Source organism: Belliella buryatensis, assembly GCF_900188245.1.
In the GTDB taxonomy this organism is placed as follows: domain Bacteria; phylum Bacteroidota; class Bacteroidia; order Cytophagales; family Cyclobacteriaceae; genus Belliella; species Belliella buryatensis.
Genome location: NZ_FZOK01000011.1, coordinates 63,396 through 83,174 on the forward strand (window position 1 = coordinate 63,396; position 19,779 = coordinate 83,174).

Here is a 19,779-nt window from a genome sequence, read left to right on the forward strand (position 1 = left end):
TCAAAAACTATTGTAGCTTTCGTTTTAATACTTTTTGAATGTGCTTGCGAATATAAGAAAAATAGAAGACTCAATCAGTATGGCGGCACAAGGATTTCGAAATATTATTCTGAATAAGTGATTCATTGCCTGAGGATTCCAAAAACAAAACAAATAATGCAAAGTCATTCAAAACAAAACATAATATTTTAAGAATAAGTGAAATCAGCTTATTAACTGATTTTTGTCATGAAAATCACACTTGAATTGGGCGTACTTTGTGCAAAGAAAAATTCTAATGCTTATCTTAAAGATTCATTAGGAAATAAATCTAAGCACCATGAAGCTATCCCTCTATCTAGGCACCTACAAGCGTGTAAAAGTATTTATCCACTGGACTTTTTCTTTGCTTTTACTCTGGATTATTATTTCAAATCTAAGGAACAACACTCCTGTAGAAGATATTTTATGGACTATTTTATTTGTATTCGGTCTTTTCTTCTGTGTGATTCTCCATGAATTTGGACATGCACTTGCTGCCCAGAAATATGGCATAGACACAAGGGACATCACCTTACTCCCTATCGGAGGCCTTGCGAGGCTCGAAAAAATCCCTGAAGAGCCAAAGCAAGAACTATGGGTTGCAATAGCTGGACCTCTAGTGAATATCGGGATTTTTGTTATCCTCTCAATAATCCTAGCTTTTACAGGGTATGACCTTGAGCGTTTAGAAAATCTGAATATCAATGGAAGTACCATGATTCTTTATTTGGCGTCAGCCAATTTAATCCTTGCGCTTTTCAATATGCTCCCCGCATTTCCTATGGATGGAGGAAGAGTTTTAAGAGCATTTCTAGCCATAAGACTACCTAGAGCCAAAGCGACTCGAATTGCTGGAAGCATAGGTCAACTTTTAGCTATTGCTTTTGTATTCTACGGACTGTTCAATAACCCCATCTTGGTTTTGATAGGCATCTTCATTTTCCTTGGGGCTGCTGCCGAGGTGAACCATACATCGCAAGCTAGCTTTTTGAAAGGTTTTAAGGTAAAAGATGCCATGATGCTTAAATTTCAAATCTTAGCTTATGATGCCCCCTTATCTAAAGCCACAGAAAAACTACTGGATAGTCAAGCGACACATTTTGTAGTAGTCAAAGATGATGTGGCTGTGGGCACGCTGAGTAAAGATCAAATCATACAAGGACTAAAAGTGGGTGGACCAAACCTGAAAATTGAAGAAGTAACGGACTTCAATCCATTCAAGATAGAAACAGAAGAATCGCTAGAAGAAGCATGGCGAAATATGATGACCAAGCAAAGAAAGGTAGCCTTTGTGATCGAAAACGGCCACTTTTTAGGCATTCTCGATCAGGAAAATATCACTGAATTTATTCTAGTAAAATCTGCGCTTTCTAATGATTGAGACAATTAAAGACCCTTATTTAAAACCAGCAGAAGAAATTCTAGAGGGATTAAAATCAAGTACCGAAGGGTTAACTGATGCAGAAGCTAGTTTGCGGCTTGCCAAATTTGGTAAAAACAGTCTTCCAGATCCAGCAAAAAAATCACTATTGAAGCTAATCATCAAGCAATTCAACCATTTGATGGTTTACATCTTGCTGATTGCCGCTGGTATCTCCTATGCCACTGCGCATTATATTGATGTCTATGTGATACTGGGTATCATCCTGATCAACGCCATCATAGGATTTGTCCAAGAATACAAAGCAGAGGGTGCCTTAGCAGCAATGAAAGGGCTGTTGGTTCCGAAATGCAAGGTTATTAGAAATGGCAATTTAATCAGCATCAACTCAGAGGAATTAGTCACTGGAGATATTATTGCCTTGGAAGAGGGAGATATTGTTCCAGCCGATGCACGGATCATTTACGAGAAAAATGCAAGGACAGCAGAAGCTTCCCTGACCGGAGAGGCTGTTCCTGTTCAGAAATCAGAAAAGCAACACTTAGAGGCATGCGGATTTTCAGACCAGAAAAACATGGTTTGGAAGAGTACATTCGTAGCCAGTGGTAGTATCAGAGCTGTGGTCACCTCTACTGGATTAGGTACTCAGATAGGGCAAATTGCCTCAAGCTTGAAGAATATTCTTCCTAAGAAGACAAACTTCCAAAATAAGACTGACAAGCTAGCGCTTCAGATGGCCTATTTAGCAATTGGGAGTGCACTTATTTTATTTGTGGTTGGCTACTTTGTGTTAGAAGTAGAGACTAGTGAGCTACTTTTAATTTCAATTGCAGCTTTGGTATCCGCTATTCCTGAAGGCTTGCCGGCCGTACTTTCTATTGTCTTAGCAGTAGGTTCCTATAGGATGTCTCAAAAAAATGCCATCATCCGCGAAATGACAGCTACAGAAAGTCTGGGATCAGTCAGCACCATCATCACTGACAAGACCGGAACCCTCACTCAGAACACCATGACCATCAAGAAAATCTGGGGCTTGGGCAAATCTGATATTGAAGTAAGTGGTGAAGGCTGGGATAGTGAAGGTGAATTTGTCGGTCAACAGAAAGACATCAATTCGCTTAAGGATTTAATTGAAATTGCCGCCCATTGTCATCAAAGTAGTATACAGGTAAAAGAAAATAATCAAGTTGCAGTTATAGGGGATCCTACAGAGGCTGCTTTTCTGGTTTTGGCCAATAAGGCTGGTGAACAAAAAAAATTCAAAATCATCGAAGATATTGCTTTTAGCTCTGAGCTCAAGTACCGGTCTACCTTAATTAATAAAGATAATGATGAAATCCGTTTTTATATAGGAGCCCCAGAACCTATTTTAGACAGGTGTAATTTTTTTCTAGATGAAAATGGCATTAGCCAAGAGTTAGACGAAATATCAAAGTCAAAAATCCAAGATAAGATTCAGACATGGTCCAGAGATAGCTTCAGGGTATTAGCTTTGGCTAGAAAAACGGGAGCAAACTTGGAAAAAGATGAATTACTTGAATTTGTGGGAATTGTTGGAATGATGGATCCTCCGAGACCCGAGGTAATTCCGGCTGTAGCTTCCTGCCATCAAGCAGGGATCAGAGTCATCATGGCGACTGGTGACCATGCTAGTACAGCGCTTTCCATTGCAATGAAAGTAGGGATTGCCAGAAAAGGTAGAGATCTTGTATACACCGACTCACAACTTCAGGCTATGTCAGAAGAAGAGTTCAAGATCGCTGTTCAAAATGCAGATGTTTTTTCTAGATTGACACCTTTGATGAAGTTGAAGATAGCCAAGGCACTCCAAGCTGAAGGGGAGCTTGTTGCGATGACAGGTGATGGTGTCAATGATGCTCCAGCCTTGAAGCAAGCGGATATTGGCATAGCCATGGGTATCATGGGGACAGATGTGGCAAAAGATGCTTCATTGATGGTCTTAGCAGATGACAATTTCTCTACCATTGTCCATGCAATAGAACAAGGGAGAATCGTATTCAACAATGCAAGGAGAACAAGCTTCTTCTTGATCACAACCAATTTCGCGGAAATATTAACCTTGATCACTTCGATTTCGTTTGGTCTACCTTTACCGTTGACAGCTACGCAGATACTTTGGATCAATATCGTTACGGATGGATTTTGCGACAAGGCATTGGCTGCCGAAAAAGGAAAAGGACGTGAGCTTACTTCCCCTCCAATCAGTCCAAAAGAAAATATTATTAATAAAAACATCATCCCATTTCTTTTGATCAATGCACTCATCATGACTGGTCTGGCGATCTTTGCTTTCAAATCCTATCTTCCAATGGGCATAGAAAAAGCCAGAACAATGGTATTCATCGTGATTGCATTTTCACAATTGTTCAATGTCTTCAATATGCGGAACCTAGATCAGTCTATTTTCAAAATTGGTCTCTTTAGCAATAAGTGGGTCAATTACGCGCTAATTATATCTATCCTAATTCAAGTTCTGATTATTGAAGTACCTGTCTTGGCTGCCCTTTTCAACTTCAAAGCAGTCAATCCGATTGAATTCATCACCTGGATTGCCTTATCCTCACTCGTCCTGTGGGCGGGAGAGCTCTATAAATATTTTAAAAACTACAAAACTAAATAAACATGTTCAAGTACATCAGTGCAGCAGAAGCTGTCAAACATATCAAAAGTGACCAAAGAATTTTTATTCATGGAAGCGCAGCCACACCGACGCATCTGCTTCATGCGCTAGCAGCTCGCAAAGATGAATTACGCAATGTAGAAGTAGTCTCTATCTCCACATTGGGAGAGATGCCTCTTGCATCTCCTGATTGTCTTGGTAGCTTCTTTATGAATTCGTTATTTGTATCGGAAAATGTGCGTCAGGCAGTCAATAGCGAACAAGGTGGCTATGTGCCCATTTTTTTGAGTGAAATAGGTAGGCTCTTCAGAAATGATATCTTACCAATAGATGTAGCGATTCTCAATGTTTCTGAGCCCGATGAGCATGGATATTGTTCCTTGGGGGTGTCAGTGGATATTGCAAAACCAGCTATTGAGACTGCCAAACTGATTATAGCTCAAGTCAATAAGCAGATGCCAAGAACTCATGGAGATGGACACATTCATTTTAGCAGATTTGCAGCTGCTGTAGAAGTAGATGAAGATCTACCTCAAGTAAATTATGGGGATAAAATCGGAGAAAACGAATTAAAAATCGGTTCATATATCGCCGAATTAATAGAAGATAGAGCTACCCTACAAATGGGAATAGGAGCCATTCCTGATGCTGTCTTGAGGCAATTGACAGGGCACAAAGATTTAGGGATTCATACTGAAATGTTCTCAAATGGAGTCATTGAACTCCTGGAATCTGGCGCTATCACCAATGCCTACAAGAAAAAGCATCCTGGGAAAATTGTAACTTCTTTTGCCATTGGAAATAAAGAAATGTATCAGAAAGTTCATGATAATCCTGTCTTTTCCTTCCATGAAGCAGCTTATGTCAATGATACCGCAGTGATTAGAAAAAACCCAAAAGTAGTCTCTATCAACAGTTGCCTAGAACTAGATTTGACAGGTCAGGTTTGTGCAGATTCTATAGGAAGCTACCACTACTCAGGCGTAGGTGGGCAAATGGACTTTATGCGTGGAGCTGCTTTATCTGAAGGTGGTAAGCCGGTGATGGCACTGTCCGCTGCTACAAGAAGAGGAGCAAGCAAAATCGTCCCATTCCTCAAGCAAGGTGCTGGCGTAGTGACTACCAGAGCTCACATGCACTATGTAGTCACAGAATTTGGAGTAGCTTACCTCTATGGCAAAAACCTCAGACAGAGAGCCTATGCCCTCATGAATATCGCCCACCCTGACCATAGAGAAGAATTAGAAAGAGCGATCATCGATAGATTTGGGAGTTATGTATATCCGGTTAGATAAGGATTTGAATCGCTTGTTCCGAGTGTCGAAATTAGAAAATTCAAAAATTAGAAAATTTGAAGATTGAGTCTGTCTCGAAAAGATTTATCATAGAGAAAAAGTAAAAAACCACCCAATTTGGGTGGTTTTTTTAATTGATTAAAACTTTGATTTGGAGTTATCTTGGAAGATCATTCCCTATATATTCATTAGGATTTGCTCTTGGGATATTTGCACCCCACTTTTGATTAATTTGATCGATGAAGAGGTTAGCCACAAAAGCATGCGCTCTTGCATTAGGGTGAACACCATCTAGAGAAAACCCACCATTAGGAGGAATAATAGAAGCAGTAAGTCCAACACCACCTGAAGACACTTGACCTTGCAGGACTCTATCAAGTAGATTGTTTACATCTACCAAAACTAGTCTATCACTATTCGCTTGTACAGCAGCATTGATAAAGCCATTAAAAGCTGTGATTTTATCTCTGATTTCAAGTTGTTCCTCAGGAGTCAAAACAAATTGATCCTCTACTGGGAAGCTTATACCTCTGATCAAGGCTGGATTTCCACCAACTGGCTGACCTAATGCTTGAGACAAGGGTAGTGTAGCTCTATCTGTAGATTTACTTTGTCTGATAGAAGGAAGACCAAGTGCAGACAGATCTGTCAAAAACTCATCCTCCATCACAAAGCCATTCTGACCAGCTTGGAATTGTATTTTTCTTCTTTGTTCTTCTTCCGCTGTAATTAAATTCCCAGCTCTGGCCATGGCCAATCCACCATTATAAACAGCATAACCTTGATTGGCTTGATCAGCCTGTGCTTGACTCAGTGGCAATGCATTCCAAGGAACTAGTGTGAAATATGGCAATACCGCCAAACTTGGAATATTTGCTACCGCTCCTTTTGCATTAGGATTCGCTGCGAGCATAGCTCCCAAAGCTGCACCCAATCTTTGTTGAAAATCTGAATTTGAGGTCAATATAGCAGGATTGGAAGCCCCACCAGTTGCATAACCTAGCACGTCATTATTTCCTAACCAGAAAGTAAAGAAAGTACCACCATTAGCCAAGGCCGCAGCAGCATCACCGATTACAGTAGAAGTACCTGGATTGGATGCAAACCTTTCATAAAGCCTGTTATAAGCAGGGTTAGCGGGTGAAGCCGGCCCTCCAGTCTGAGGAATCAATGCAGTGAGCAAAGTAATCCCAGGTACACCGAAGTTATTCAAAGTAGCTTTATTACCTGTAAAGTCACCAGGCAAATCTCCTGCTCCTATAGGCGCTGGGCCTGTAGCCCCTGTTTGTGGATTGACAGTAAGAACCAATCTACCCAAAGGACCTTGAGGTCCCATTTGAAAGAAACCATTAACTGAGTTGATATTAGGTACATTGAAGTCCCCACCTCCCACCGCTCTTGCTTGCTCAGCAAGAATCACTGCAAAAGAATTCTGTTGCCCCCTATTATAGAGAGCCCCATCCATAAATCCTGCTGTGAGGGAATTGCCCACGGAAACTATCTTGGTCAAATCAGCCGAACCGAAGGTTGGCTCATCAATCTGCGGCTCTGGAAATTCATAGGTACATGCCGCAAATGCGCCCAGTACCAGTAAGAGTAATAATTTATTGATATATTTCATTTTAGCCGATTTTTTAGTTCAACAATTCATCAAATGTGATAGAGATGTAGTAGATCGCTCCAATAGTCGGACCTCCAAAATTCTGGAAGTAACGGTTGTTGAAAAGGTTTGATCCGCCCAATTTTACAATTGACTTCAAGTCCTTCAATCTGTAGCTTACCTGTGCATCGAAAGTGTGAATTTCTGGCACATCTCCTTGTGCAAAAGTTGATTCCCATCTGAAAGCACTCTGATATCTGTAAGTCATTCCAAAACCAAGCTTTTCTGTCAACTTTCTATTACCAAAAGTGATGTTGGTCTTGTGCTCAGGTGTGTTGAAATCATTCAGGAAATCATCACCTATATTAGAAATCAACCTATTGAAGTTATAATTACCTCCTAAAGTAAAGTTCTTAGGAAGGTTATAAGTCAACCCTAGAGCAGCTCCGTGTGCTCTTACTTCTTGATCTACAATATTGGTGTAAGTTTGGAAGGTATTCTCCTGACCTGGAATAGTAATAGGAGTTAAGAGTGTAGGAGCGTTAATTGCGTTAATTGCTCCTTGATCTGTATTTGGCATTGCTCCTGGGAATACTGGTCCCGGAGCTCTTCTTACAGCTGTTTGAGTAATGAAATCATTGTAGATATTGTAGTAATATGCAAAATCTATCAATAATCTATTGCTTGCCAACAAGCTCTTATATCCAATTTCAAAAGACTGCACTCGCTCTGGGCGAAGCTCTGGAAGCGAAGTCACTGCCTCCAAAAGCCCTGTAGCTCTAGGATCTACGGGAGATAAACCTCCACCTACAGCGGCTACATAGTTATTGACAGAAGCCAAAGAATAGGCATTTGTGAAAATATCATATTTTTCTCTATAGAAAGGCAAACCACCAATCAATCTCGCAGACACCACATTCAAATCAATGTGTTGACCTTGCGTGGTTGGGTTTCTAAAACCAGTTTGATAAGACAACCTGATATTGCTATTGCCCTCTGTGAATACACCAGAAATCCTCGGGCTAAACTGCCCCTGGAAGTTTTCATTTTTATCATATCTCAAGGATCCTGTCAACTTCAATTTATCTTGGATAAAACGTTTTGAACCTTGTGCAAAAGCTCCAATTTCTTGGATAGTGATATCATTACCTTCTACATCAGCGAAGATGGTTCCATTGGATCTCAAGTCATATACTCTGTAAGAACCGCCAACTTGCAAGTCCATAAAGTCAATATCATTGCTGAAGTCATACTGACCTTCAAGCATATTCATGCGCGATTGATCATTGAATAAAGACCCGTTAGGAATTACATCGCCTCTTACAGCAGCTTTTGCTGCTTCAAATTCAGGTGTACCAGGTATAAATCTTCCTGTATCAGCAGCACCTCTAGCGAATTGGTGAGCACCTGCCATGAGTTGTGTTGAAGGCATGCCACCTGAATTCGGGTTAAATCCTCCAGCAGCAAGTGCTCCGAGATAGTTTAATCCATATTCCCCAAACCATTGAGTATTGTTTTTCCAACGATCGTTAATAGCTACACCTGTAAGATCTGCTATGTAAGAATCACCTGAATTTTCAATTGTAGTATAAGCTCTCAAGAAATAATTAGCTCCCTTCAGTTCCAATTTATGCTGAATGATGGAGAAATTAGCTAATGAGTATCTTTGTGCTCCTGTATATACTGAGGTTCCAGCACCATAGTTCATGGTATAAGACAACTCAGATCTGTCATTGATTCTATAATGCAAGGCACCATTTAACTTTAAGTTTTTAGCATTATAATCAACTAGATGTCTTTCTTCATAGCCAGTTCTTGAAACAACTTGATCAGGTAAAAATGGTAAGAAATCCCCAAGACCATTCTGTTGAGCTAACTGTTGGAAGCCTCCAGAATTCCTTAACAAACCTACATTATTAGAAACCTCGTCTCCAAAGACATGAACTCTATTAGCTCCTGGGTTAAAAGGAAGGTCACCTTGATTTCTGAAGCCTAGATCAGTCTGGTCTGTTCCATGCCAATCAAGTGCCTGCATGTAGGAAGCATTGACCTTAAATGCAAACTTGTTGTTGAATGCTTTGGCATAACGAATCGACCCTTCATACATAGGCTGAGGACTGGTAGGCTCTCCTGGTTGGCCATTGATATGGTTGACTCCTTGCTTGTAAAATGCACTTAAACCTTGGTATTCAAAAGGACTCTTGCTATTTACTAACAAAATACCATTGAAAGCATTTGGACCATAAAGTGCAGAGGATGCTCCTGGAATAAATTCCACAGACTCTACATCCAATTCTGATGGACCGTTTAAGTTACCTATTGGAAAGTTCAAGGCTGGTGCCTGTGTATCCATCCCATCAGTCAACTGTACAAATCTTGTGTTACCTGTGGAGTTGAACCCTCTGGCATTGATGATTTGAAAATTGATTGAAGAGGAAGTCACATCGACTCCTTTGAGGTTGGCAATTCCTTTATAATAGTTATCAGCAGGAGTATCTCTAATCGCTAAAATATCCATCTTTTCTATAGATACTGGTGATTGCAGAATGCTTTCCTCTACTCTTGAAGCCGAAACTACCACCTCTTGCCCAAGCATGAACTGCTCTTGCAGAGCTACTTGTAAGTTAGATACATTGGCTTCCGTAATTTCTATCTCTTGAGTAGTAAAGCCCACCATCGAAAACACCAAAGTCATAGGTGGCGCTTGGTTTACCCTAAGGTTGAAATTCCCTCTCAAATCGGTCACAGTACCGATTACTCTTCCTTTCACCACAATATTCACCCCTACGAGTGTCTCCTTGGTTCCTGCCTCAGTGACCGTCCCACTAATTGTGGTGGTCTGCGCATAAACCGAAGATGTGCTTAAGGAAACTATGACAAGTAGCGATAAAACTACCTGCCAAATTTTTCTAGTAAAATTTTGCATAAGTTAATCTTGGGTTAGTTGTTAATACTTTGTTGATTAGGTATAATAGGCGATAATTGTTGGGAAAATTAGATTTTTTTCCCAATAATCCTTTATAAATTCAAATAAAAATTAAAAATAAAAATCAGAAACTCCTAACACTTTCTGAGAACCTATTGAAAATCAAGGAAAAACCTGACTGACTCTTAGTTTAATATTAAAAAAATGTAACGCTTTCTAGGCTATTTTTAATTAAACTACTTTTGAGACAAGATTTAAAATATTAATTATATAAAAAAAAATACCTGACTTTCATCAGGTATTTTATACTTATTGGCTGGCTTTTTTATTCTCCTCGTTGACATGTTTGACTAGTCTATCGCATAGTTCCTTCATCTCTTCTGACATGTATTCATCCCCAGTAGAATTCAAGATTGTTTGAGCCATCCCACCCAGAATATCAATATAAAAGCGTTTCATCTCAGCTACTGACATATCCTCTGTCCAAAGATCTATCCTCAAAGTACTGTGATTTAAGTTATCCCAGACATTCAAACTGATACTTTTGGTGGCTTCTGCGCCATCCCCTTCTTTGTCAGAAGCATCCCATTGAATGGATTTAGGGAGATTTTTATCGTCAAGGTTGACAGTGAATTTTATTTCTGAACTTTTCATTGCTTATGTTTTTAATGCCACAAAACTACAAAAGAAGCCCCATAGTTCCGTTATGATACTAAACTTCAAAGGTCATTTCTGGAATTTCTCCTTCTACTACCAATTTACCCTCTGTTTTGGACTGTATCTCTTCTACACTGACTCCAGGAGCTCTTTCCAATAACTTGAAACCTCCTTCCGGTAACACATCTAAAACAGCTAAGTCAGTTACAATTTTTTTGACACATCTGATCCCTGTGATAGGAAGACTACATTCCTTAAGCAATTTAGATTGACCATCTTTACTACAATGTTGCATGGCAACGATGATATTATCAGCAGAAGCCACCAAGTCCATAGCTCCTCCCATGCCTTTGACCATTTTACCTGGAATCTTCCAATTGGCAATGTCACCATTCTCGGACACTTCCATTGCTCCTAGAATGGTCAATTGCACATGTCCTCCTCTGATCATTGCAAAAGATTCTGCCGAGCTAAAAAGCGCCGATCCTTTGGTCATGGTGATGGTCTGCTTGCCCGCATTGATTAGATCTGGATCTACCTTATCTTCAGTAGGAAAAGGCCCGATGCCCAATAGTCCATTCTCTGACTGTAGCACTACTTCCAAATCATCAGGAATATAATTTGCCACCAAAGTTGGGATCCCAATTCCTAGATTGATATACTGACCATTTTTAACCTCTTTGGCTATTCTCTGGGCAATCTGATCTTTATTTAGCATGGCTTTATGTTTTATTTGGGTTTGATTCTATTTTTTTAGAGATATAAAGTTGAAATACAGTAGAAATACAATTGATATATAGTTGAAATATGATAGAAATACAATTGAAATACTTCCTCCTTGTTTCCCGAAGCCTATTTCTACATTATTTCGCCGAAGGCATATTTCAACCTTATATCGCGAAGCATATTTTTTTATTATTTCCTTACCGTCCTCTGTTCAATTCTCTTTTCATAATCTTTTCCTTGGAAAATCCGCTGCACATAGATACCGGGGGTATGGATTTCATTTGGATTTAATTCACCAGCTGGCACCAATTCTTCTACCTCTGCAATAGTGATCTTTCCTGCTGCAGCCATCATAGGATTGAAGTTTCTTGCTGTCCCTTTGAAAACCAAGTTCCCCGCAGTGTCTCCTTTCCAAGCTTTTACAAAAGCAAAGTCCGCTTTGAGCCAGCGCTCTAGTAGATAAAGCTTACCATCAAATTCACGAATTTCTTTTCCTTCAGCTACCTCCGTCCCCACACCTGCAGGGGTAAAGAATGCAGGTATTCCAGCCCCACCTGCTCTCACTCGCTCTGCAAGTGTTCCTTGAGGAATCAACTCCACTTCAAGTTCTCCACTTAGGAGCTGTCGCTCAAATTCAGCATTTTCACCTACGTAACTGGAAATCATTTTCTTGACCATCCTTTTTTGAAGCATCAGTCCTATTCCAAAATCATCCACACCCGCATTATTTGATATACAGGTCAGATCTTTGAGATCCTTTTCTAAAAGTGCTTTGATACTGTTCTCAGGAATTCCGGAAAGCCCAAAACCTCCAAACATCAGGACGGCATTGGAAAAAACATCCTTCACTGCTTCATCGGCATTTTTCACTGTTTTATTGATCATGATTATTGGGTTATATCTGGGTTAATATTTTCAATGCATTTTCTTTATCCACATTCAACTGCTCTCTAAGCATCTCAAGTCCGTCAAACTTAGTTTCTGGCCTCAAATAAGCTTTGAGCTTGACACAAACTCTCTTGTCATATAAGTCACCTTCAAAATCAAACAAGTTCACCTCAATAGTCCTACTATGACCATTCACAGTGGGACGATTACCGATGTTCAGCATTCCATTATAAAGTTCTCCCTCCACATTGACTTGTACAGCATAGGCACCGTCATGGGGAATTAGCTTATAATCATTGGGTACATGCACATTGGCTGTGGGGAATCCGATGGACCGACCCACTTGCTGCCCCTTGATGATAATCCCGTTGATTTCGTAAGCTCTACCAAGATACTCGTTGGCAATTTCAACTTTCCCTTCTTGGAGAGCTGTTCTGATTTTGGTGCTTGAAACACCCACGTCATCTACATCTTGTCTAGAGATTTCTTCAAGCTCAAATGGGTATTGATCAATATGAGCCTTGAGGTAATCGAATCCACCTTCTCTATTCTTTCCAAACCTATGATCATAGCCTATGACTAATTTACGGGTTTGAATCTTATTGATGATGATTTTTTGGATAAATTCTTCAGAACTCAATTGAGAAAACTCCTTCGTAAAAGGAATCGTGACTAAATGATCGATTCCTGCCTCGCGTAAAAATTTCGCTTTTTCCTCAAAAGTAGAAAGCAGGAGTAAATTATGCTCTCTGGGATACAAGACCAACCTTGGATGCGGCCAAAATGTAATCAGAACGGTCTCCCCTCCTATTTCGTCTGCAATATTTCTGATTCGTTTTAGGATCTTTTGATGTCCCAAATGTACCCCATCAAAGGTACCACTGGTCACCACTGGATTTTTCACAGGTCCAAAATCCTCAATTCCTTCATATATCCTCATTCGGACGTGATTTTATACTTTCTATCAATTTGGGCAATTCTTCTGCATCTTCTAACATAAAGTCGCCGATCCTTGTTCGGGTCAAAGCTGACATATATGCCCCTACTTCCAAGATCTCACCCATATCCCTTGCAAGACTTCTGATGTAAGTCCCTTTAGAGCAGACAATTCGAAAGTCTATTTCTGGCAATTCAAATCTAGTAATTTCAAACTCGGAAACTTGCACTGGTCTCGCATCCATTTTTACCTCAATCCCCTTTCGAGCTGATTCGTACACACGCTTGCCATCTACTTTGATGGCAGAATGCATAGGCGGCACCTGCATGATATCTCCTGTCAATTGTGAAGCTGCTGCTTTCACTTGAGCTAATGTGAGGTGCGATGGGTCTGCCACATCCACTACCTCTTTTTCTCTATCGTAGCTCTCTGTGGTCTTGCCAAGTACAAATGTCCCTGTATATTCTTTCTCCTGCCCCATGTAGGTCTCAATGCTTTTGGTCTTTTTCCCAGCACAGACTATCAACAAGCCAGTTGCTAATGGATCCAATGTACCCGCATGTCCTACTTTCTTTATTTTTAGAGCATTTCTTACTTTTTTGACCACGTCAAAGGAAGTCCATTCCAATGGCTTATTGATCAGAAACACTTCTCCGTATGGTTCTTTATCCTGCATCTTATCTCAACAATCCAGCTCCAATAGCAATCAATCCAACAATCGCACAGTAAATAGAAAAATAAGTCAATTTACTTTTCCTCACCAATGCAATCATCCAAGTACAGGCAAAATATCCAGCTATAAAAGCAGCAATAAAACCAGCTGACAGGTATCCAAAACTATCCGAGTTATAAGTCAATGCCCCATCTAAGATATCCTTCGCAATCTTACCTAATATTAAAGGCACAACCATTAAGAACGAAAATCGTGCTGCCTTCGACTTATCGATCCCAAGCAATACCGAAGTCGAAATCGTCGCTCCAGATCTAGAAATTCCCGGAAGTATAGCGATAGCCTGAGCTATTCCCACCAAGACCGCATTCCCAAAATTCACTGGCTTGTCCGTATTCTTTGCCTTGTCTGCCAAGTAAAGTAAAACCGCTGTAAGCAAAAGCATGCTCCCTACAAAAACAATTTTACCACCAAAGAACTGCTCCAATTGCTCATTGAAAAATACACCGACGATGGCAGCAGGAATCATGGACAAGATTATCTTCAATGAAAACTTGGTCTCTTCATTCCATTTGAACTGAAGTAGCCCTGTGAAAATCTCTAATATATCTTTTCTAAAAACCAAAATCGTAGCTAGGGCTGTAGCAAAATGAAGAATTACAGAGAACATCATGCTCTCCTCAGGTAGTTTAGAATCTCCTAGTAAAGCAGCTCCTAATTCAAGATGCCCACTAGAAGAAACAGGCAAGAACTCCGTCAAACCTTGGATGATTCCAAGGATAATCGCGTCAATAATATCCATGACAAATATTTACTTTTCAGCCTTATGAAAGATGGCATAAAACTCAAAAATAAACCCGGCTAAAACAGTGATAGGCCCTAAGGTCAAACCCATGAATCCAAAGCCATGTGGCGTCGGGTCAAGCCCAATGATCGTAAACCCAATAACGATGATCGCAATACCGATCAACATCAAGGTGTAATTTTTCTTCGTAAAAGGAAAAGGTTGATTGCTCATATGAATTAGTAAAGTTCGTCTAAAGACATGTTTAAATATTTATTCACCGCTCTCAAAGTACTGAATACTGAAAGCATAGCTCCGGCCAAAACCAACCCCCCAAACAAATAGTAAAGGAGTAGGTAATTCTGAAGCATGGCAAAACCATCTATATTGGCCTTGGTGTATTCGATAATTCCATAGAGAATTGCTGAAGCCAAAACACCAGAAAGCGCCCCAAAAAAAAATGCCCTACTCAGGAAGGGCTTTCTGATAAAACCTCTTGTCGCCCCTACTAACTGCATACTTCTGATCAAGAATCTTTGAGAAAAAAGCGCCAGTCTAATGGTATTATTGATCAACATGATTACGGTTATGATCAGGATAGCTATAAAACCCCCCATGACCAAACTGACTTTGAGGAGATTTTCATTGATAGACTCTACTAAATCAGACATGTAAGTCACTTCAAAAACTCCATCCATGTCTCTAATAGCAGTGACGATCTCTTGAATTTCTTCTGAAGTCTGATACTCTTCAGCTATTGCCAGCGTATAGCTGTCACGCAGTGGATTATCATCCAAAAACTTGGTAAAATCCTCCCCTGTATCTTCAAGAAAACTGGCCGCAGCTTCCTCCTGAGAAATAAAAAGCAAGGAAGTACCTTCTTCTCTTTTCATCACATAAGGTTTTGCTGCTAATTGCTTTCCGATTTCGGCTTTTCGCTCATCAGAGATATTTTTATTCAAAAAAACTTGAATCTCAATGTTTTCTCGGATGATCTTGGTGAGTGTCTTGGCTTGGATAAATATCACCCCAAACAAGCCTACGATAAAAAGAGACAAGGTCGTACTGAATAGTACAGAAATGAATTTGAATTTACCTACTTTGGTTTTCTTCCTTGGTTTGCCTTTCATATAGCTCTTGAAGCATTTTTCTTATAAATTCTCTATGGCAATGACAACTGCTAAAAGAGAATTGGTCAAAATTAATCAGCTTATGGTATAATACCAATCAATCTTGATTTAATTGACCCGAATTACCTTTTCATCTGCAATAACGTAAGCTTGATCAGATTTGGTACAGGGCATGGCTACCAATCCTGTAAACCTCCCAAATGCAGGCATGATCAATCTTCTTTCCGAATAGAAAAAACAAGGTAAGGTGACTTTCTGCCTTCCCTTACCTCGAAGTGAGATGCCAGGATGAATATGCCCGCAAATATTAATTTTATCTCTTGGAAAATCCTCTAGTGGCTCATGGGAAAGAAGATAAACTCCTAAAGTCAGTGGTTCTTCGTGAATCTCCCATTTCCCAGATTGGTAACAAGCAGGGGGTAAAATATCATGATTGCCTTTGATCAAATGAAAATTGGTCTCAGAAAACTGATCAATAAATGCTTCTATGGCCCACCAAGACTCGTTCAGATCAGAATGAAATAAATCTCCTAGAAAGTATACACTTTCGGCTTGTGAATCTACAATCAACTTTGATATTCTACTTAAATCTTCATCATGGAGCAATTCGGATATGGGAACCCCTGCTTTTCTGAAATGTCCAGCTTTACCGAAATGTGGATCAGCTAGTAACAAAGCTTTGTGTTCTGGTAAAACAAGCGCCTTTTCAGGTAAAAAGCAAAGCTCCCCTAATTCTTCGATAACAACTTTTAAAATATTCTCTTGCTTGCTAAGATTTGGCATGTCAGTTTCAATAACGAGCACAAATTTGTAAAATGATTTCTCATAAAAGTAAACATTCCTTGAAGAATTCGTATTGTACATGTAAGTTAATAGAGCCCAAAATAATTCTTTTATGAAATCATCACTCGGTCAATTCTTAGCTTTCACATTCCTTTTTTTAGCTTCTTATGCAGTTATAGCGCAGGATGCAGATGCCATCGTAGGCGAGTGGTATACCACAGAGAAAGATGCCAAAGTAGAAATCTATAAGGAAAATGGAAAATACAATGGCAAGATCACCTGGCTGGAGCAACCCACTGAAAACGGTAAACCTATCCTTGATGCAAAAAATTCTGATAAATCGAAGCGAGATAGAAAAATACTAGGAATGGAGCTTTTGGAAGGTTTTGAGTTTAAAAATGGCACATGGGAAAACGGCACCATCTACGATCCTACCAATGGAAAAACTTATTCTTGCACCCTCAAAAAGAAAAGTGATAAAACGCTAGAAGTAAGAGGATATATCGGCATTTCGCTAGTGGGAAGAACTGTGGAATGGACTAAAGTGAAATAAGCAAAAGAAAAATTTATTCCTTTCCTATTTCAAGGCTCCCAGATCCCCACTGGCACCAATTCTAGCACATGGCCGAAAGGATCCTCAAAATAAATACTTTTTTGCCCTCTTGACCAAGATTGCTCATGGGTGATTCGTACACCTTTATCTTGTAGCTTTTTCTTAGACTCCTCGTAATCTTCTTGACTGACTTCAAAGGCAATGTGTTGCTTACCCTCAGCAAAATGGGGAGGCAAAGTAGATTCATTTTTAGTAACCTCAGGAAGAAAACACAAAAGTATTGAACTTCCACACCTGAAAAATATATGTCTATCAGTCACTTTTGAAATGACTGACATTTCCAAAATTCCAAAGTAAAAATCTTCGGCGATGTCCAAGTCTGAAATATATAAGCAGGTTTCTTTGATTTGAGTGTAATTCATGTTTCAATTTAAAATACTCAATACTCAAAAAAAATCCTACCCAAAATAAATTGGGTCAGGATTCTAGAATATTTACAGACTTTTAAATTTATCAAACTACTTCTCCAGCATCTTGAGCGCAATTTAAACCTTCCGAGATTTGCTCAGCCCTGAGATCATCTGGCAAAGCGATGATGGATACCTCTCCATTTTCATTGAGTCTGTTGAAGTTTTTAGGTTTGACTTTTCCCACAGCAAAGTGATAGCCATCAATCTGCTGATTCAACTCTGGAGAAAATAATACGGACTCAATCAAACTCTCAGACTTACTCTTAATCAATACCCTAACACCCAAATTCAATAATTTTTCATCCAAAGGCTTATCAAAATTCACTTTGGAGTAATTATATCCAAATCCATTTTTTGCTTTAATCAGATCTCCATACACAGCTGCACCTGTAGGTAGACTACCGGCGCCCTTACCTTGATAAAACTGTTCTTGAAGATGCTCTGAAGTGATTTTCACAGCATTGTATTCATTTTCCACTCCATGAAAAGGATTGTACTCAGCTACTAATGTTGGGATAATGAAAGCAGATATTCCTCGATAATCCTTCTCAGCCTTGGCGATCAGTTTGATCTTCAAACCAAGACTTTTGGCCAATGCGATTTCTTCCTCTCCAAGATGTTGGATGCCAAAAGTAGGGATTTGCGACTCACCAATAAACTTCCCAAAAGCATGCAAACACAGGATATTCAATTTGCTAGCTACATCACTACCATTGATGTCAAACTTGGGGTCGTCTTCAGCAAAACCCTTCTGCTGAGCCAATCTTAAAGCTTCTGTAAATGAAAGGCCATTGTTGAAAATCCTAGATAAGATATAATTTGAAGAGCCATTGAGCACCCCCTCCAAAGCAATGATGTCATCCTCTTCAAAATGTGTCTCTAAGTTGGTAATCACAGGAATGCCAGCTGCCGCTGCGGCTTCATATAGGAGTTTCCCACCAAAAACCCTTTGAAGCTGAATCAATTCAGGCAAGTGGGCAGAAAGCAATTTTTTATTGGCAGAGATGACTGTAATTCCTCTCTTGAGCGCTTCTGTCACATACTGATAAGCCTCTTCAGTATTGGAAATAAGTTCCAAAACATAGTCAGGATTTTTATCAAAAACCTCCTGAGGATTATATGAGAACTTGATATCAGAAGGTCTTCTTTTGAATTTGTTTTTTACCACAATGGCATCAGGAATCCATTGTTCTTTTTGTTTTTTGGCGATCTGGTAGTAGCCTTGGCCTACTACGCCAAAGCCAAAGAGTCCGATTCGTTTAGTCATTGTTTTCTAGGTAAAATGAGGTGAGAATGTAGTTTAACTGTTCATATTCAATCAAAAAGGCGTCATGCCCATAGGTCGATTGGATTTCACGATAGGTCCCTCTTGGGACATGATTAGCAATGAATTGTGATTCTTCTTTGAGAAAGAGTAAGTCCTTATCCACGCCAATGGCCAACACCCTTGAGGGAATTTGAGATAAAGCCTCTTTTTCCCCTCCTCTTTTTCTTCCCAAATCATGACTATCCATCGCTTTTGTTAGCATCCAATAGGAAAAGGTATTGAAACGATTGGCTAATTTTTGGCCTTGGTATCTTAGATAAGAGCTCGCTCTATAGTCGTCTAGGTTTTCACCTTGATCTGCTTGCTTTTCTGCGAGGTTTTCAGGATGTCTATAGGTCAACATCGCTATCGCTCTAGCTGCCTCCAAGCCCTTCTTCCCTGCGTCTTCGCGCCGTTCTCCCCAAGTTTGATCTGCTGAGATAGCCATTCTTTGTGTTTCGTTGAAGCCAATGATCCATGGTGTAGCTTTAGCGTTGGAGGCTAGAATAATGGTGTTTTTCACTTTTTCTTGAAGCAGGTAAGCCCACTCCAATCCTACTTGACCACCAAGAGAGCCCCCGATCAGTGTATTGATAGATGCTATACCTAAATGAATTCTGAGCAAATCCAAAGCAGCGGCCATATCACGACTAGTCAGGTTAGGAAAATCATAATAATATGGCTTTCCTGTACTTGGATTTTCAGAAAGGGGCTGAGTAGAACCATAGCATGACCCAAGTAAATTTGCACAGACGATAAAATGTCTGGTAGGATCATAGAATTTATCCTCCCCTACTAATCCTGACCACCAGTCTTGTACCTGTGCATCACCTGTCAAAGCATGTATTGCCCAGACCACATTATCTTTGGCGGCGGTCAGGTGACCTTGGGTTGTATAAGACAGATGAAAACCTGAGAGTACCTCTCCCGATTCCAGTTGAAAATCACCTTCATATGTAAAGGTCTCTTGCTTCATATCAATAATCAAGTATGGACTTGCTAGATTCATTG

The 19,779-nt window shown here is 39.9% G+C and carries 18 protein-coding genes; 4 read left to right on the forward strand and 14 right to left on the reverse strand.

Features of this window, described 5'->3' with window-relative positions; translation table 11 throughout:
- Nucleotides 1-319 precede the first annotated feature (319 nt).
- Genes CHB66_RS12010 through CHB66_RS12020 form a run of 3 tightly spaced genes read left to right on the forward strand, consistent with a single transcriptional unit; the run spans nucleotide 320 to nucleotide 5,338 of the window.
- Entirely contained in the window at nucleotides 320-1,402 is a 1,083-nt protein-coding gene (locus CHB66_RS12010; RefSeq protein WP_089241267.1) for a site-2 protease family protein, read from the forward strand.
- Nucleotides 1,395-4,043 carry a cation-translocating P-type ATPase gene (locus CHB66_RS12015; protein ID WP_089241269.1) on the forward strand — a complete coding sequence of 883 codons (2,649 nt, stop codon included), beginning with the start codon at nucleotides 1,395-1,397 and terminating at the stop codon, nucleotides 4,041-4,043. Before CHB66_RS12010 ends, CHB66_RS12015 begins: the two co-directional genes overlap by 8 nt.
- A gap of 2 nt (nucleotides 4,044-4,045) precedes the next feature.
- On the forward strand, nucleotides 4,046-5,338 hold the full coding sequence (locus CHB66_RS12020; RefSeq protein ID WP_089241271.1) for an acetyl-CoA hydrolase/transferase family protein: 1,293 nt from the start codon (nucleotides 4,046-4,048) through the stop codon (nucleotides 5,336-5,338).
- Between the two features lie 157 nt (nucleotides 5,339-5,495).
- Here CHB66_RS12020 and CHB66_RS12025 read toward each other — a convergent pair whose 3' ends face one another.
- The 11 genes from CHB66_RS12025 to pdeM all read right to left on the reverse strand — a co-directional run bounded on the left by CHB66_RS12025 (nucleotide 5,496) and on the right by pdeM (nucleotide 16,439).
- Complete coding sequence (locus tag CHB66_RS12025; RefSeq protein ID WP_089241273.1) at nucleotides 5,496-6,959, reverse strand: hypothetical protein; 1,464 nt, start codon at nucleotides 6,957-6,959, stop codon at nucleotides 5,496-5,498.
- A 13-nt stretch (nucleotides 6,960-6,972) separates the two neighbouring features.
- The gene (locus CHB66_RS12030) at nucleotides 6,973-9,864 is read right to left on the reverse strand and encodes a TonB-dependent receptor (protein ID WP_089241275.1); all 2,892 of its coding nucleotides are present in this window, start codon (nucleotides 9,862-9,864) and stop codon (nucleotides 6,973-6,975) included.
- A 309-nt stretch (nucleotides 9,865-10,173) separates the two neighbouring features.
- On the reverse strand, nucleotides 10,174-10,518 hold the full coding sequence (gene gldC / locus CHB66_RS12035; protein WP_089241277.1) for a gliding motility protein GldC: 345 nt from the start codon (nucleotides 10,516-10,518) through the stop codon (nucleotides 10,174-10,176).
- Nucleotides 10,519-10,576: 58 nt separating this feature from the next.
- Entirely contained in the window at nucleotides 10,577-11,239 is a 663-nt protein-coding gene (locus CHB66_RS12040; protein WP_089241279.1) for a CoA transferase subunit B, read from the reverse strand.
- Between the two features lie 197 nt (nucleotides 11,240-11,436).
- Complete coding sequence (locus CHB66_RS12045; protein WP_089241281.1) at nucleotides 11,437-12,132, reverse strand: CoA transferase subunit A; 696 nt, start codon at nucleotides 12,130-12,132, stop codon at nucleotides 11,437-11,439.
- 10 nt (nucleotides 12,133-12,142) lie between these two features.
- Nucleotides 12,143-13,075, reverse strand: coding sequence for a bifunctional riboflavin kinase/FAD synthetase (locus CHB66_RS12050; RefSeq protein WP_089241283.1), 933 nt, complete (start codon nucleotides 13,073-13,075; stop codon nucleotides 12,143-12,145).
- Nucleotides 13,062-13,748 (reverse strand): tRNA pseudouridine(55) synthase TruB, encoded by a 687-nt coding sequence (truB, locus tag CHB66_RS12055; RefSeq protein ID WP_089241285.1) that lies wholly within the window; start codon nucleotides 13,746-13,748, stop codon nucleotides 13,062-13,064. The genes CHB66_RS12050 and truB overlap by 14 nt, the downstream gene beginning before the upstream one ends.
- Before the next feature lies 1 nt (nucleotide 13,749).
- On the reverse strand, nucleotides 13,750-14,544 hold the full coding sequence (locus CHB66_RS12060; RefSeq protein WP_089241287.1) for an undecaprenyl-diphosphate phosphatase: 795 nt from the start codon (nucleotides 14,542-14,544) through the stop codon (nucleotides 13,750-13,752).
- Nucleotides 14,545-14,553: 9 nt separating this feature from the next.
- Nucleotides 14,554-14,760, reverse strand: coding sequence for a DUF3098 domain-containing protein (locus CHB66_RS12065; protein WP_089241289.1), 207 nt, complete (start codon nucleotides 14,758-14,760; stop codon nucleotides 14,554-14,556).
- 5 nt (nucleotides 14,761-14,765) lie between these two features.
- Nucleotides 14,766-15,656 carry a cell division protein FtsX gene (locus CHB66_RS12070; RefSeq protein ID WP_089241291.1) on the reverse strand — a complete coding sequence of 297 codons (891 nt, stop codon included), beginning with the start codon at nucleotides 15,654-15,656 and terminating at the stop codon, nucleotides 14,766-14,768.
- A gap of 108 nt (nucleotides 15,657-15,764) precedes the next feature.
- On the reverse strand, nucleotides 15,765-16,439 hold the full coding sequence (pdeM, locus tag CHB66_RS12075; RefSeq protein ID WP_089241463.1) for a ligase-associated DNA damage response endonuclease PdeM: 675 nt from the start codon (nucleotides 16,437-16,439) through the stop codon (nucleotides 15,765-15,767).
- A gap of 112 nt (nucleotides 16,440-16,551) precedes the next feature.
- Between pdeM and CHB66_RS12080 the strand changes: the two genes are divergently transcribed.
- Nucleotides 16,552-16,992, forward strand: coding sequence for a DUF2147 domain-containing protein (locus CHB66_RS12080; protein ID WP_089241293.1), 441 nt, complete (start codon nucleotides 16,552-16,554; stop codon nucleotides 16,990-16,992).
- Nucleotides 16,993-17,021: 29 nt separating this feature from the next.
- Here CHB66_RS12080 and CHB66_RS12085 read toward each other — a convergent pair whose 3' ends face one another.
- From CHB66_RS12085 to CHB66_RS12095, 3 genes are all read right to left on the reverse strand, one after another.
- Nucleotides 17,022-17,414, reverse strand: coding sequence for a VOC family protein (locus CHB66_RS12085; RefSeq protein ID WP_089241295.1), 393 nt, complete (start codon nucleotides 17,412-17,414; stop codon nucleotides 17,022-17,024).
- 91 nt (nucleotides 17,415-17,505) lie between these two features.
- Nucleotides 17,506-18,729, reverse strand: coding sequence for a homoserine dehydrogenase (locus CHB66_RS12090; protein ID WP_089241297.1), 1,224 nt, complete (start codon nucleotides 18,727-18,729; stop codon nucleotides 17,506-17,508).
- Nucleotides 18,722-19,777: a homoserine O-acetyltransferase family protein gene (locus CHB66_RS12095; RefSeq protein WP_089241299.1), complete on the reverse strand. Its 1,056-nt coding sequence runs from the start codon at nucleotides 19,775-19,777 to the stop codon at nucleotides 18,722-18,724. Before CHB66_RS12095 ends, CHB66_RS12090 begins: the two co-directional genes overlap by 8 nt.
- Nucleotides 19,778-19,779 lie beyond the last annotated feature (2 nt).

Coding starts and splice junctions, on each gene's coding strand:
- CHB66_RS12010 (WP_089241267.1), top strand. CDS start 320: ATGAAGCTATCCCTCTATCTAGGCACCTACAAGCGTGTAAAAGTATTT.
- CHB66_RS12015 (WP_089241269.1), top strand. CDS start 1,395: ATGATTGAGACAATTAAAGACCCTTATTTAAAACCAGCAGAAGAAATT.
- CHB66_RS12020 (WP_089241271.1), top strand. CDS start 4,046: ATGTTCAAGTACATCAGTGCAGCAGAAGCTGTCAAACATATCAAAAGT.
- CHB66_RS12025 (WP_089241273.1), bottom strand. CDS start 6,959: ATGAAATATATCAATAAATTATTACTCTTACTGGTACTGGGCGCATTT.
- CHB66_RS12030 (WP_089241275.1), bottom strand. CDS start 9,864: ATGCAAAATTTTACTAGAAAAATTTGGCAGGTAGTTTTATCGCTACTT.
- gldC (WP_089241277.1), bottom strand. CDS start 10,518: ATGAAAAGTTCAGAAATAAAATTCACTGTCAACCTTGACGATAAAAAT.
- CHB66_RS12040 (WP_089241279.1), bottom strand. CDS start 11,239: ATGCTAAATAAAGATCAGATTGCCCAGAGAATAGCCAAAGAGGTTAAA.
- CHB66_RS12045 (WP_089241281.1), bottom strand. CDS start 12,132: ATGATCAATAAAACAGTGAAAAATGCCGATGAAGCAGTGAAGGATGTT.
- CHB66_RS12050 (WP_089241283.1), bottom strand. CDS start 13,075: ATGAGGATATATGAAGGAATTGAGGATTTTGGACCTGTGAAAAATCCA.
- truB (WP_089241285.1), bottom strand. CDS start 13,748: ATGCAGGATAAAGAACCATACGGAGAAGTGTTTCTGATCAATAAGCCA.
- CHB66_RS12060 (WP_089241287.1), bottom strand. CDS start 14,544: ATGGATATTATTGACGCGATTATCCTTGGAATCATCCAAGGTTTGACG.
- CHB66_RS12065 (WP_089241289.1), bottom strand. CDS start 14,760: ATGAGCAATCAACCTTTTCCTTTTACGAAGAAAAATTACACCTTGATG.
- CHB66_RS12070 (WP_089241291.1), bottom strand. CDS start 15,656: ATGAAAGGCAAACCAAGGAAGAAAACCAAAGTAGGTAAATTCAAATTC.
- pdeM (WP_089241463.1), bottom strand. CDS start 16,439: ATGCCAAATCTTAGCAAGCAAGAGAATATTTTAAAAGTTGTTATCGAA.
- CHB66_RS12080 (WP_089241293.1), top strand. CDS start 16,552: ATGAAATCATCACTCGGTCAATTCTTAGCTTTCACATTCCTTTTTTTA.
- CHB66_RS12085 (WP_089241295.1), bottom strand. CDS start 17,414: ATGAATTACACTCAAATCAAAGAAACCTGCTTATATATTTCAGACTTG.
- CHB66_RS12090 (WP_089241297.1), bottom strand. CDS start 18,729: ATGACTAAACGAATCGGACTCTTTGGCTTTGGCGTAGTAGGCCAAGGC.
- CHB66_RS12095 (WP_089241299.1), bottom strand. CDS start 19,777: ATGAATCTAGCAAGTCCATACTTGATTATTGATATGAAGCAAGAGACC.